Below are 13,446 nucleotides of genomic sequence, written 5' to 3'. Positions count from 1 at the left end.
AATCTCGCCCAGCAACATAGGGGACGACGCGAGGACAAGATGGAAGCCGGCATGGTCACGCCTGCGCCGGCCTTGGTGCGCTTTTCCGGCATACAGAAGACCTATGATGGTGAGCACCTCGTGGTGAAGAACCTCGACCTCGACATCAGGAAGGGCGAGTTCATCACCCTGCTCGGCCCCTCGGGCTCGGGCAAGACGACCACGCTGATGATGCTGGCCGGCTTTGAGGTTCCAACCCAGGGCGAGATCTTTCTCGGCGAGCGGCCGATCAAGAATGTGCCGCCGCACAAGCGCGACATCGGCATGGTGTTCCAGAACTATGCCCTGTTCCCGCATCTGACCATCGCCGAGAACATCGCCTTCCCGCTCTCGGTACGCAACACGAGCACGGCCGAAACGCAAGAGCGGGTCAACGCCGCGCTGCGCATGATCAAGATGGAGACAATGGCGCAGCGGCGGCCCGGGCAATTGTCCGGCGGCCAGCAGCAGCGCGTGGCGCTGGCCCGCGCACTGGTGTTCAATCCGCAACTGGTGCTGATGGACGAGCCCCTGGGCGCGCTGGACAAGCGCCTGCGCGAGCAGATGCAGCTGGAGATCAAGCAGCTGCACGAGACCATGGGCATCACGATCGTCTACGTCACCCACGACCAGAGCGAAGCGCTCACCATGTCGGACCGCATCGCCGTGTTCAACGACGGCATCGTGCAGCAGATCGACCGGCCCGACGCGCTGTATGAGCGTCCGGTCAACAGTTTCGTGGCGCACTTCATCGGCGAGAACAACGTGCTGGCCGGCACGGTCGAGACCATCGACAAGGACTATTGCCGCGTCGCGCTGGCTGGCGGCGGCGCTGTCACCGCGCGGGCGGTCAATATTTCGGGCGCGGGCGCATCGACCTCGCTGTCTGTGCGTCCGGAGCGGATTGCCATCATCCCCGAGGGCACTTCCAGCGACGGGCCGAACCGGCTGCCGGCAAAAGTGCAGAACACTATCTATCTCGGCGACCACGCGCTGGCCGTGCTCGATGTCGCGGACAATGCCGAGTTCATGGTCAAGCTTCAGCTTGGCGCCCATCGCAGTCTTACACCCGGCGAGAGCGTATTCATCAGCTTCCGGCCCGAGGATTGCTTGGCCCTCGATCCCGTCTGATCCAGCGGTCAAGCTCAACGCAACACACAGGAAGAAGGAACAAGGACCATGCTGAAGCGCAAGACTGGCACGATTGCTCTGGGATTCGCCGCGGCGTTTTGCGCCAGCGCTGCGCTGGCCCCTGTCGCGCAGGCACGTGACCTCACCGTGGTGTCGTGGGGCGGCGCGTACCAGGAGGCCCAGAAGAAGGTCTATTTCGAGCCGTTCAAGAAGGCATCGGGCATCGCCATGAACGACGAGTCGTGGGACGGCGGCGTCGGCGTGCTGCGCGCCAAGGTGCAGGGCGGCGCCGCCACCTGGGACGTCGTCCAGGTCGAGAGCGACGAGCTCGCGGTCGGCTGCGAGGAAGGCCTGTTCGAGAAGCTGGATTATTCGAAGATCGGCGGCGAGGCCGCCTATATCCCGCCATCGGTCAACGCTTGCGGCGTCGGCGCCATCCTCTATGACTTCGTGCTCGGCTACGACAAGGACAAGCTGAAGGAGGCGCCCAGCGGCTGGGCCGACTTCTTCGACACCAAGAAGATTCCCGGCAAGCGCGCCCTGCGTCAGGGCCCGAAGACCACGCTGGAGATCGCGCTGATGGCCGACGGCGTCGCACCGAAGGACGTCTACAAGGTGCTCGCGACCGACGAGGGCGTCGAGCGCGCATTCAAGAAGCTCGACACCATCAAGGGCGATCTCGTCTGGTGGAAGGCCGGCGCCCAGCCGCCGCAACTGCTCGCCTCGGGCGAAGTCGCGATGACCTCGGTCTACAATGGCCGCATCGACACCGCGAACAAGAACGAGAAGAAGAATTTTGGCATGGTGTGGGACGGCGCGCTGTTCACGCTCGACAGCTGGGTCATCCTGAAGGGCAGCCCGAACAAGGACGCGGCCTACAAATTCCTCGACTTCGCGGGCAAGGCGGAGAACCAGTCAAAGCTGTCGGAGAACATCGCCTACGGCACTTCGAACAAGGACGCAGCCGGCAAGCTGCAGCCCGCTGTCCTGAAGGACCTGCCGACAGCGCCCGACAACATCAAGAACGCGGTCGAGATCAATGTCGGCTTCTGGCTCGAGAACATCGACCGCCTGACCGAGCGCTTCAACAAATGGGCCGCGAAATAGCGACCAATGACGGATGCGCTCTTGATCGGCGCTGATGCCGAGACCGAGGTACCGCTCAAACGCCGGTTGAGGCGCGCGGAGCGGGCACGCCAGGTCAAGGCATTGGCGCTGGTCGCACCGCTTCTCATCTTCCTGCTCTTCACCTTCGCAGGGCCGATCGCCGGCATGCTGTGGCGCGCGGTCGACGATCACGAGGTCCGTCAGGTTCTGCCGCAAACCGTCGCTGCTCTCGCCAATTGGGACGGCAAGGACCTGCCGGACGAAAAGCCTTATGCGGCGCTGGCCAACGACATCCAGACAGCGCGCGAAGCCGGCACCCTTGCGATTGCAGCCAAGCGGCTCAACTACGCCCTGAACGGCTTTCGCAGCATCCTGACCAGCACCGCACGCAATCTGAAGACAGTACCTGATACAGGCACCGCGAAGGAGACGCTCGGCAAGATCAATCCGGCCTGGCGCGAACGGGCGACATGGACGACGATCAAGGACGCGAGCGGCCCCGTAACCGGCTTTTATCTCCTCGCGGCGCTCGACCTGACGCGGAATGCGGACGGCGCGATCATGGCGGCACCGCCCGATCAGGCCATCTATCGCGAAATTTTCGGCCGCACCTTCCTCATCAGCCTCAGTGTCACGGTACTCTGCCTGATCCTCGGCTTCCCCGTCGCCTATCTGCTGGCGACGCTGCCGGCGGGCAAATCCAACCTGCTGATGATCTTCGTGCTGCTGCCGTTCTGGACGTCGCTGCTGGTCCGCACCTGCGCCTGGATCGTGCTGTTGCAGAGCCAGGGCGTGGTCAACGACAGCCTGCACTGGCTCGGCATCATCGATGCGCCGCTGCGCCTGATCTACAATCGGTTCGGCGTCTGCGTGGCGATGACCCACGTGCTGCTGCCGTTCATGATCCTGCCGCTCTACAGCAGCATGAAGGCGATCTCGCCGGCCTATATGCGCGCCGCCGCCTCGCTCGGCGCGCCGCCCCTCACCGCCTTCCGGCGCATCTACCTGCCGCAGACCCTGCCCGGCATCGGCGCCGGAAGCCTGCTCGTCTTCATCCTCGCGCTCGGCTACTACATTACACCGGCGCTGGTCGGCGGCGCCGCCGATCAGATGATCAGCTACTTCATTGCGCTCTACACCACCGAGACCGCCAATTGGGGCCTTGCGTCCGCGCTGGGCGCCGTGCTGCTGCTCGCAACCGTTCTGCTCGCCCTCGTCTACGGCAGATTGGTGCAGGGCCAGCAGGTCACCGGAGGGATGAAGAATTGAGCGACAATTCCACCCTCCGCACGCCCAGCCAGCGCATCGCATGGAGCGCGACCATCGTCATCTCGACGTTGGTTTTCTTCTTCCTGATCGCGCCGATTCTGGCGATCATGCCGCTGTCGTTCAGTTCGGGCTCCTACCTCACCTATCCGCTGCCGGGCTTCTCGTTTCGCTGGTACGACGATTTCATCCATTCGCCGCGCTGGATGAATGCGCTGAAGAACAGCATGATCATCGGCGTCGCCTCGACCGTGCTGTCGATGGTGCTGGGCACGCTGGCCGCGCTGGGGCTGGCGCAGTGGAAGAGCCGCCTCAAACCGCTGGTGCTGGCTTTCGTGCTGTCGCCCGTCGTCGTGCCCGGCGTCATCACCGCAGTGGGCCTGTATTTCTTCTTCGCGCCGATTGGCCTCACCGGCAGTTATCTCGGCCTGGTCCTGGCCCACACCGCGCTGGCAACGCCGTTTGTGGTGATCACGGTCGGCGCGACGCTGCAAAGCTTCGACACCAATCTCACCCGCGCCGCCGCCTCGCTTGGCGCCTCGCCGCTTCAGGCGTTCCGCCGCGTGATCCTGCCGCTGATCCTGCCCGGCCTTGCATCAGGCGCACTGTTCGCCTTTGCCACCAGCTTCGACGAAGTGGTGATCGTGCTGTTCATGGCAGGGCCCGAGCAGCGCACTTTGCCCCGCGAAATGTTCAGCGGCATCCGCGAGAACATCAGCCCGACCATCACCGCGGCGGCGGTGATTTTGACGGCGGTGTCGGTGATCCTCCTCGCGACGCTGGAAGCCTTGCGCCGGCGCAATGAACGACTGAAGGGCGGCGCCTGAACGGCGCTCGACTTCTCCCTCTCCCCGCTTGCGGGGAGAGGGTTGGGGTGAGGGGGAGTCTCCGCAAGGACGCCGGCAGTGAGACTCGCGGAGAGTCCCCCCTCACCCGGAATGCATCTTCGATGCACTCCGGCCTCTCCCCGCAAGCGGGGCGAGGCGAAGGAAACAACCCCCTGCCCCTTCCGATTTTGCATTCCGCTATGGCGCGCGCCGCTTAGCTGCCATGGCCGATAGCGGCTACAACGGTCCTCGCAACAACGCCCAAACAACAATGCTCAGGGAGAAACACATGCAAAAACTCATCGCCGCCGTCGCGGCCGGGCTCGCGCTCGCCGCCGCGTCAGGCGCGGCACAGGCGCAGATTTCCGACGATGTCGTCAAGATCGGCGTGCTCACGGACATGTCGAGCCTCTATGCGGATGCGACTGGCAAGGGCTCGCTCGCCGCGGTCGAGATGGCGGTCGCCGATTACGGTGGCAAGGTCGCCGGCAAGCCTGTCGCAGTCGTCGCCGCCGATCATCAGAACAAGCCCGACGTCGGCGTCAACATCGCCCGCAACTGGTACGACAACGACAAGGTGGACGCGATCTTCGACGTGCCCACGTCGTCGGTGGCGCTGCCGATCTCGGCGCTGACGCGCGAGAAAAACAAGATCCACATCAATTCCGGCGGCGGCTCCTCCGACATCACCGGGCCCGCCTGTTCGCCCAACACGGTGCACTGGACCTACGACACCTATGCGCTGTCGAACGTCGCCGGCAAGGCGATGGTGAAGCGCGGCGAGGACACCTGGTTCTTCGTCACCGCTGATTACGCCTTCGGCATGGCGCTGCAGCGCGACGCCGCCAACGTGGTCAAGGAAAGCGGCGGCAAGGTGCTCGGCGAGGTCCGCCATCCCCTCAACTCGTCGGACTTCTCCTCCTTCCTGCTCCAGGCTCAGGCCTCGAAGGCCAAGGTGGTCGCGCTGGCGAACGCCGGAGGCGACACCACCAATGCGCTGAAGCAGGCGGCCGAGTTCGGCCTGACCCAGGGCGGCCAGAAGATGATCGCGCTGCTGCAGGAGATCACCGACACCCATTCGCTCGGCATCAAGGCGACGCAGGGCCTGATCGTCACCGACGCGTTCTACTGGGACATGAACGAGGAGACGCGCGCCTTCTCGAAACGCTTCAACGACAAGGTCGGGCACATGCCGACCATGATCCAGGCCGGGCTCTATTCGGCGACCATGCATTATCTGAAGGCGATCGAGGCAATCAAAACCGACGAGGCGCCGAAGGTGATGGAGCAGATGCGCAAGACGCCGGTCAACGACTTCTTCGCCAAAAACGGCAAGATCCGCATCGACGGCCGCATGGTCCACGACATGTATCTGTTCGAGGTCAAGAAGCCCGAGGACTCCAAGGGCGAGTGGGACCTCTACAAGCTGATCGCCACCGTGCCCGGCGACGAAGCCTTCCGTCCGCTCGACAAGGGCGGCTGCCCGCTGGTGAAGTAGTCGTCCCTCTCGCCACTTGCGGGAAAAGTGAAGAAAGAACGACACGACAGCGCGCCCGGTGAAAACCGGGCGCGCTTCGTTTAGCTGATCAGAGCCGCATTACTCCGAGTACTTGAACTCGGGCATGTTCTTCAGCTCGTCCTTGCTGGCATTGAACACGGCGTGGTCCGGATACCACTTCGAGGACGACGAGGTCGACGTCGAGCTCGCAGCCGGCCTGTCGGTGCCGGTCGCAGCGCCGGTCGTCGTGGACGCCGCCGGACGCGTGCCCGGGTTCGCGCCGGTGCCGGTATAGGCCACGGCCTCGTTGACGAATTTCAGCTTCTCATAGGGAATGGCGACCAGATGCTCGCCCATGCCGAGGAAGCCGCCGACGCCGATCACGGCGATCTTCACGTTGCCGCTCTTGTCCATCAGCAGATCGTTGATCGAGCCGATGTTCTCGTTGGCGTCGTTGTAGACCTTCACGCCCGCCAGCTTCGACGCACGCCATTCATTGGAGGCGGTTGTGGTGGTCGTCGTCGCAGTGGAGGCTGCACTCGGCGCCTTGTCGCCGGTGGCGGTCGGCGACTGGGCGAACGCGACGGTCGCGAGCAGAGCGGTGCCGGCGAGGCCGGTGGCGATCGATTTCATCAACATTGTTGTCCTCTCCTTCAGCAGAAAACTCGTGCGGAAAGAACCGCGCTGAACACCTGCAGTTCCAGCAGACGCGAGATTTTGGCCGCGCAAAACGGCGCTGCAGTGCGATGGAAGTTCCGCGCGCCAACGTTCCGGATGCACAGTTCCCGTCAGGGGCTGGCTCCCTCAACAACGAAGCGCGCATGATGGGCCGCCCGCAATGGGCGGCCCTTTTTCGGCGGCTTCAGCTCAGCGCATTCGTCACCGGCGGCTCGTTCATCTGCTCCACCTGAGCGCCGCTGTCGGGACGTGCGGGTCCCAGCACCGGCTCCTGTCCCAGGGGCTCGAAGCCCCCGCGGAACGTGAACGTCCCCTTGCCGTCGAGGGAAGGACCTTCGCAATAGCGGCCCGTTTGCAGTGAATCGCCGCCGCGCTCGGTGCCCATGAACATGTAGCTGAACTCGGTTGCCTCCTTGCTGCGATCGAAGCTGTTCGGGATCGGCAGCGACGCCTCCGCGCCCATCTCCTCGATCACCGCGAGCCATTGCTGCTGATGCATGGTGTCGCGCGCGATGAGGTAGCTCAACATGTCCTGCATGCCCGGGTCGCTCGTCGAATTGTAGAGGCGGACGGCAAGCGTCCGCCCGGTGGATTCGGCGGCGACGTTGCAATACATGTCGGCCGCGAGATTGCCGCTGGCGTAGACGTGCGAGCAGTCGAACGGCACGCCGTCGCAATTGGCGGGGAATGCCGACATGCCGGTCGATAGGATGTGTCGATGCAGCATTCCCTCGATGACGTGACGCGGCCTTTCGCCGCCGTTCATGACGGCGCCGACGACCGGATTGGCTTGCAGGCTGGTCTCCTGCATCGTCGCCGGTGCGTCCTCGAGATTCAATGCGACGGCCGTTGCAAGCATCTCGATGTGGCTGATCTCTTCGGTCGCGGTGTTGAGAAGGACGTCGCGATATTTCGCAGGTCCGCGCGCGCCCCAGGCCTGGAAGAAGTATTGGAGGCAGACGCGAATCTCGCCCTCGACGCCTCCGATGGCCTGTTGCAGTTGGCGCGCGAAGATCGGATCGGGCTTCTCGACCCTGACGGGATATTGCAGTCGTTTGTCGAAGTAGTACATGCGCAGCTCCTTTTGTGTCCTGGCACATGTGCGCAATGAAAGCTGCCGGGCTGCGTTCCTAAACTTTTCCCGCGTGACTTCGATGCGTTCTCACATCGGCTCATGCGGCGGCAAAAACGAACGCGGCCCCGGCGCAAGGGAGGATTCGCCGGGGCCGCTCTCGCGCGCACATCTGGAAGGAAACGGACCGAGGCGCGCGTTGATGACGTGATGATCTAGCGCCGTGGAAGGGTGCCGTTCGATGGCGGAGTCGTCTCGTTGCGCATACCCGGAGCGCTCGATGCGCCCTGTCCGCCGCGCTCCGAGTGAGTGATACCGCCGCCACCCGATCCGGCGCCGCCCGAGGCGCCGCCATCGCCCGATCCCGAACCGCCGGCGCCGGCACTGCCGCCGGCTCCGGCGCCACCAGCACCCGCGCCTGCACCAGCGCCTGCGCCGCCGCCGGCGCCGCCACCTGCACCACCACCGGCGCCGCCGCCTGCACCACCACCTCCACCTTGCGCAAACGCTGCGCCGACCGAGGTGCCGGCCAGCGTCGCGGCCATGAGGACTGTCAGAATTGTCTTACGCATGTTTTATCTCCAGAGGTTGACCTCGGACCAATCAGCGGCCGCTCGGAGCGTTCCTAAACGTTGCGTCTTCCGCGGCAACGTTGCGTGGGACGGCGACATCGTCGAAACGCGCGGCGAGCGTATCCAGCGCCGCGCGCATCTGTGGTCCCTGCATCGCGGCGCCATGGCCGGTGACGACGATCTCCGGCGCCAGCGCGGCGAGCTCGCGCACCGAAGCCTTCGCACTCTTCCAGTCAGGCGTGAAATACATCGGAGGCCCGTGCATCTCCGGCGACTGGGTGACGGCCGAATAGACGGACTCCTGTCGCGTCGTGATGAATGCGTCGCCGGCGATCAGCACGCGGTCGCGTTCGCGCCAGAGCGAGATATGTCCCGGTGTATGACCGGGTGTATGAATCCAGCGCCAGTCCTGCATGAAGGGCACGCTGTGATCGCTGGGAAGATCATAGAGGTGCAATGCAACGTCGACCGGCTTGGTCGGAAACAACGGCGAGATCAGCGCGAGCAGCCCGCCGCCCGCGCCGGGATTGGCCGGAGGATAGGAGCGGCTGCCGTCGAGATAGGGATGTTCGGCCGCATGCGCGTAGACCGGCACCTCCCATTCGTTCGCGAGCGTCTCGAGCACGCCGACGTGGTCGAAATGGCCGTGCGTCATGATGATGCAGGCGGGCCGGCCGTTGCCGCCAAACCGCGCGCTTGCCGCGGAGCGGATGGCCTGCGCCGAACCCGGAATGCCCGCGTCAACCAGCACCCAATTGCCGTCACCCGCACCTTCGAAGCCGACGAAGATGACGTTGACGATAGCCAGCTGCCGGTAGGCGACGTCGGCGACGATCTGCCGTGTATTGTCCTTGCGGTCGAGATCGAGGCTCGGTTGTTCCGCCGCGGCGGAGGAAGGAAGAGGAATCTGCTCCATGTCCCGGCGATGTCCTGACACTGATGATCCAAATTCAAGTCTATCGTTCGATCGTTCCCGTTCGCCGGATCTTCTGCTGAAGCAGCATGACGCCATAGAGCAGCGCCTCGGCTGTCGGCGGGCAGCCAGGGACGTAGATGTCGACTGGAACGATGCGGTCGCAGCCGCGCACGACGGAGTATGAGTAGTGATAGTAGCCGCCTCCGTTGGCGCAGGATCCCATCGAGATCACGTAGCGCGGCTCCGGCATCTGGTCGTAGACCTTGCGGAACGCCGGCGCCATCTTGTTGGTCAATGTGCCCGCGACGATGATCACGTCGGATTGCCGCGGCGAGGCGCGCGGTGCGAATCCGAAACGCTCGGCATCGTACCGCGGCATCGACATCTGCATCATCTCGACGGCGCAGCAGGCGAGCCCGAACGTCATCCACATCAGCGATCCCGTGCGCGCCCAGACGATCAGTTCCTCCGCTGTTGCCGTGAAAAATCCCTTGTCGGCGAGGTCGTCGCGGATCTGCATGAAGTACGGATCGGACGTGTTCGCAGGCTGGCCGTCGCCGGGTCGCGGGAGCTGATTCCGGGAAGTGTCCGCTTGTGGAGGAATGACAGTCATGAATCGCCTTGGGAGGATGCCGTCGATGCTCGACCTCACGTTGCGGAGAACCGCCGTTCCACAGGTGCGTTCCTCCTCCCGCGGTCGCATTCAGCGTTTACCTATCGCATGTTAGAACCGGGTCCGTTTCGGAACATGGATCGTTGCGACGGCCGGCAGAACGCCTTCGCTCATTCGAGAACTTCGCCGCCCACAAATCGCTTCTCGCGCGGAAGCCGCCGAAATCGTGGTCATGACGGCTCCGTGGGTTTGGGGTTTCTTGTGTGACCGCGCCACGCTATGGTTAACAGCCATAACGAGACCTCGCCGCTGCACCGCCCGGGTGTGTCGCTGTGCTGCAGTCAGGGCACTCAGAAATGATCTGAAACAAAAATCTTCGCCTTTTGGCCCGAATCTTGGACAAACAAAGCGCATGGCCATTCCCAATCCCAACATCCTGGTCGTCGAGGACGACCGCGAAACCCGGACGTTGATTGCGAAGTACCTGCGCAACAACGCCTGCAACGTCACCGCCGTGAGCGATGGCCGCGAGATGTCGCGCGCCATGGCCGATCACAGGGTCGACCTCATTATTCTCGACGTCATGCTGCCCGGCGAGGACGGTCTCAGCCTGTGCCGCAAGGTACGCTCGGAGGCCCAGACGCCGATCATCATGCTGACCGCGCGCGGCGAGGACGTCGACCGCATCGTCGGCCTCGAGATGGGCGCGGACGACTATCTGCCGAAGCCCTTCAACCCGCGCGAGCTGCTCGCCCGCATCAACGCGGTGCTGCGCCGCCAGGCGGCCGCACAGGCCGCAAGCTCGATCGAAGGTGCGAGCACGCTCGCCTTCGAGGGCTGGCGCATCGATCTTCGCCTGCGCGAGCTGCGCAATCCGGAAGGCGCCCGCGTCGCGGTGACCAGCGCCGAGTTCGACCTGCTCCGCACCTTCTGCGAACGGCCCGGCCGCGTCCTGTCGCGCGACAGCCTGCTCGACCTCACGCAGGGCCGCAACACCGGCTCGTTCGAGCGCTCCATCGACGTGCTGGTCAGCCGCATCCGCCGCAAGATCGAACCCAACCCGGCCGACCCCACCATCATCAAGACGGTGCGCTCCGGCGGTTACCTGTTCACGCCGAGAACCGAACCAGCAAGCACGGAAGCAGTCGCCAGCTCCTTAAGCAGCTGACGGAACGCCGACGATGAAGCCGTTCGGATTTTTCCATCTCAAGGGCATCGGCGGGCAGATCGCCGCGCTGGTGCTGGCTTCGACCGTGACGCTCCATCTCGTCGTCACCACCGCCTTCCTGATCAGCCGGCCGGACCGCCCGGACACGTCGCCGGACGGCGCCCATCAATTGACCGATGCCGCGCTGGTGCTCAATGCGGCCGAGCCGGGTGAGCGGCCGCGCCTGATCGCCGATCTCGCGCGGGCTTTTCCCAAGCTCGGCCTCGAGGCGATCGCGCCAGGCACGGCGACGGCGGTGGACGAGAGCGAGGGCGGGCATGTGCACGGCATGCGCCGCCACCTCGGCCACGCCTACAAGGTGATGCAGCTCACTCCCGAAGGCGGCGCGCATCGCATCGGCGTGCAGCTGCCTGACGGGGCCATCATCGCCGGCCGGGTCGAAGGCGGTCCGCGGCCGTGGTTCTGGGGCGCGCCGTGGCTGGTGACGCTGATGACGGCCTTCATCTGCATCACCGTGCTCGGCCTGTGGGCGGCGCGCGCGCTGGCGGCGCCGCTGTCGTCCTTCGCCAAGGCCGCCGAGAATTTCAGCCTGGACGGCGCCGCCGATCCGCTGCCCGAACGCGGCCCGGAAGAGATCCGCTCGGTGGCACGCGCGCTCAACCGCATGCACGAGCGGATCGCGCGGCTGATGTCGGACCGCACCAAGATGCTGGCGGCGATCAGCCACGATCTGCGCACGCCGATCACGCGCCTGCGGCTGCGCGCCGAGTTCATCGAGGACGAGACCAACCGCAAGCGCATGCTGATCGATCTCGACCAGATGCGTTCGATGCTGGAAAGCGTGCTGTCGCTGCTGCGCAACGACCGCAAGATCGAGGCGGTGACGCTGGTCGACATCGCCTCGACGCTGCAGCTCATTGCCGACCAGTTCGGCGACATGGGCCATGTCGTGCATTACGATGGCCCGCTATCCGCAACCGCCGCGGCGCGGCCCGACGATCTGCATCGCGGCGTCACCAACCTCGTCGAGAACGCGGTGCGCTTCGGCGCCGAGGTCACGATCCGCCTCGACATCTCGGGCGCGCGGCTCATCATCGACGTCGAGGACGACGGCCCCGGCATTTCGGATGCGCGCAAGCAGGAGATGCTGGAGCCGTTCGTGCGCGGCGACGACGCCCGCACCATGGACGATTCCACCGGCTTCGGCCTCGGCCTGTCGATCGCGCGCGCGATCGCGCTCGCCCATGGCGGCGAGCTGTCGCTGCACGACCGCGAGCCGCACGGCCTGGTCGTGCGGATGCAACTGCCGGTGTGGCAGCAACCGCGGCTGGCGGCTTAGGCGTTCCCTTCACCTCTCCCATAGGGAGAGGTCGATTTGCGCAGCAAATCGGGTGAGGGGGAAGATCCCACGAGAAAGCGAAACCCCTCACCCGGCGCTACGCGCCGACCTCTCCCTATGGGAGAGGTGAAGGGATCGCGATGCACAGTGACGCTGATCAGGCCGCGAGCGGTGGATAGTCGACCGCGGGCTCATCGAAGATCGCGATCGCCTCGAAGCGATAATGGCAGGCCTGGCAGGTCCAGAGGTAGGAGACGCGCCCCTCGCCCGGCTCGATCCAGTCGGGCGCTGCGATCGGCGCGCCGCATTGGGCACAGGGGTTCTGCCTTGGGATATCTTTCCGAATATCGCCGGTGTGGGCTTCGACCATGGTTGTTTTTGTCATGGCACCTCTCCCAATTCGCCGCGCTTACATACTCGCTTTCGCAGGCTTGCGCGAATAGACAGGCGTGCTGCCGCGAGTGTCCGCCTGAGGGAACTCTGCGCCAGCTTTGTGCCGTAACGACGGCTCCGCGCCCCGAAAAAGTTAACGGCGGCGTTTGGTCACATCATCGCCGCGTTCGGCAGGCCTAACGGCCACCGGGCGCAGGTTGCTCTGGGACATCAGGGGTATCTGATGAAAATTTTACGCATTGCCGCACTGCTGGCGGCCGGATTGATGTCGCCGCAGGCCGCCTTCGCGGGCCAGGCCGAATATGCCGAGATGGTCGCCATGCATGCGCGCGCCAACGGCGTGCCGGAGGCGCTGGTGCATCGCGTCATCATGCGCGAGAGCCGCTATCAGCCTGGCCTCATCGGCCGTGGCGGCACTATCGGGATGATGCAGATCAAGCTCGCGACCGCCCGTGGCCTCGGCTACACCGGCGATGCCGCCGGACTCCGCGACGCCAACACCAATCTCACCTATGCGGTGAAGTACCTCGCCGGCGCCTATCACGCCGCCAATGGCGACCACGACCGGGCCGTGCGTTATTTCGCGGGCGGCTATTATTACGTTGCAAAGCAGCAGCGGCAGAAGGCCGTGCAGCAGGCGAGCTTCGAGCCTCAGCTGGAGTCCAACGGCAATCCGCAGCCCATGTTCGGCCAAGTGCCTCATCGCAAGCTCGCCCAGCAGGTCCGCAACGCGCGCGCAGAGGCGGCTCGATAACTCCCGTGTCCCGGACGCGCTGCAACGCATCGCGTTGCTGCGCAGAGCCGGGACCCATATGTGGACGGCCCCCGTGGCACAAGAGCTTTGTGAG

At 64.8% G+C, this 13,446-nt stretch carries 14 protein-coding genes; 8 read left to right on the top strand and 6 right to left on the bottom strand.

From position 1 onward, the window contains the following. Positions 1 to 39 precede the first annotated feature (39 nt). From HYH08_RS12810 to HYH08_RS12790, 5 genes are all read left to right on the top strand, one after another. Entirely contained in the window at positions 40 to 1,149 is a 1,110-nt protein-coding gene (locus tag HYH08_RS12810; RefSeq protein ID WP_220010165.1) for an ABC transporter ATP-binding protein, read from the top strand. A 48-nt stretch (positions 1,150 to 1,197) separates the two neighbouring features. Further along, the gene (locus HYH08_RS12805; RefSeq protein WP_220010164.1) at positions 1,198 to 2,256 is read left to right on the top strand and encodes an ABC transporter substrate-binding protein; all 1,059 of its coding nucleotides are present in this window, start codon (positions 1,198 to 1,200) and stop codon (positions 2,254 to 2,256) included. A gap of 6 nt (positions 2,257 to 2,262) precedes the next feature. Then, positions 2,263 to 3,525 (top strand): ABC transporter permease, encoded by a 1,263-nt coding sequence (locus tag HYH08_RS12800; RefSeq protein WP_220010163.1) that lies wholly within the window; start codon positions 2,263 to 2,265, stop codon positions 3,523 to 3,525. Then, positions 3,522 to 4,349 (top strand): ABC transporter permease, encoded by an 828-nt coding sequence (locus tag HYH08_RS12795; RefSeq protein ID WP_220010162.1) that lies wholly within the window; start codon positions 3,522 to 3,524, stop codon positions 4,347 to 4,349. Before HYH08_RS12800 ends, HYH08_RS12795 begins: the two co-directional genes overlap by 4 nt. A gap of 289 nt (positions 4,350 to 4,638) precedes the next feature. Continuing rightward, positions 4,639 to 5,847 carry an ABC transporter substrate-binding protein gene (locus tag HYH08_RS12790; protein WP_220010161.1) on the top strand — a complete coding sequence of 403 codons (1,209 nt, stop codon included), beginning with the start codon at positions 4,639 to 4,641 and terminating at the stop codon, positions 5,845 to 5,847. 99 nt (positions 5,848 to 5,946) lie between these two features. Here HYH08_RS12790 and HYH08_RS12785 read toward each other — a convergent pair whose 3' ends face one another. From HYH08_RS12785 to HYH08_RS12765, 5 genes are all read right to left on the bottom strand, one after another. After that, positions 5,947 to 6,486 (bottom strand): PRC-barrel domain-containing protein, encoded by a 540-nt coding sequence (locus tag HYH08_RS12785; protein WP_220010160.1) that lies wholly within the window; start codon positions 6,484 to 6,486, stop codon positions 5,947 to 5,949. Between the two features lie 223 nt (positions 6,487 to 6,709). After that, complete coding sequence (locus HYH08_RS12780; protein ID WP_220010159.1) at positions 6,710 to 7,597, bottom strand: manganese catalase family protein; 888 nt, start codon at positions 7,595 to 7,597, stop codon at positions 6,710 to 6,712. 215 nt (positions 7,598 to 7,812) lie between these two features. Next, positions 7,813 to 8,169 (bottom strand): hypothetical protein, encoded by a 357-nt coding sequence (locus HYH08_RS12775; protein WP_220010158.1) that lies wholly within the window; start codon positions 8,167 to 8,169, stop codon positions 7,813 to 7,815. A 31-nt stretch (positions 8,170 to 8,200) separates the two neighbouring features. Beyond that, positions 8,201 to 9,085: an MBL fold metallo-hydrolase gene (locus HYH08_RS12770; protein WP_220010157.1), complete on the bottom strand. Its 885-nt coding sequence runs from the start codon at positions 9,083 to 9,085 to the stop codon at positions 8,201 to 8,203. A 40-nt stretch (positions 9,086 to 9,125) separates the two neighbouring features. Continuing rightward, positions 9,126 to 9,698 carry a NuoB/complex I 20 kDa subunit family protein gene (locus HYH08_RS12765; RefSeq protein WP_283844131.1) on the bottom strand — a complete coding sequence of 191 codons (573 nt, stop codon included), beginning with the start codon at positions 9,696 to 9,698 and terminating at the stop codon, positions 9,126 to 9,128. 412 nt (positions 9,699 to 10,110) lie between these two features. On the opposite strand from HYH08_RS12765, the gene HYH08_RS12760 reads away from it, so the two are divergent. Further along, positions 10,111 to 10,866 (top strand): response regulator, encoded by a 756-nt coding sequence (locus HYH08_RS12760; RefSeq protein WP_220010155.1) that lies wholly within the window; start codon positions 10,111 to 10,113, stop codon positions 10,864 to 10,866. A 13-nt stretch (positions 10,867 to 10,879) separates the two neighbouring features. Further along, on the top strand, positions 10,880 to 12,205 hold the full coding sequence (locus tag HYH08_RS12755) for an ATP-binding protein (protein WP_220010154.1): 1,326 nt from the start codon (positions 10,880 to 10,882) through the stop codon (positions 12,203 to 12,205). Positions 12,206 to 12,362: 157 nt separating this feature from the next. Here HYH08_RS12755 and HYH08_RS12750 read toward each other — a convergent pair whose 3' ends face one another. Continuing rightward, the gene (locus tag HYH08_RS12750) at positions 12,363 to 12,590 is read right to left on the bottom strand and encodes a hypothetical protein (RefSeq protein ID WP_220010153.1); all 228 of its coding nucleotides are present in this window, start codon (positions 12,588 to 12,590) and stop codon (positions 12,363 to 12,365) included. Positions 12,591 to 12,821: 231 nt separating this feature from the next. Between HYH08_RS12750 and HYH08_RS12745 the strand changes: the two genes are divergently transcribed. After that, positions 12,822 to 13,352, top strand: a complete 531-nt coding sequence (locus tag HYH08_RS12745) for a lytic transglycosylase domain-containing protein (RefSeq protein ID WP_220010152.1) — start codon at positions 12,822 to 12,824, stop codon at positions 13,350 to 13,352. The last annotated feature ends 94 nt before the right edge of the window (positions 13,353 to 13,446 follow it).

Origin of the sequence: Bradyrhizobium sp. BR 10289 (assembly GCF_019455385.1) — a bacterium.
Lineage (GTDB): Bacteria > Pseudomonadota > Alphaproteobacteria > Rhizobiales > Xanthobacteraceae > Bradyrhizobium.
This window is presented reverse-complemented; position numbering and strand designations above follow the sequence as displayed.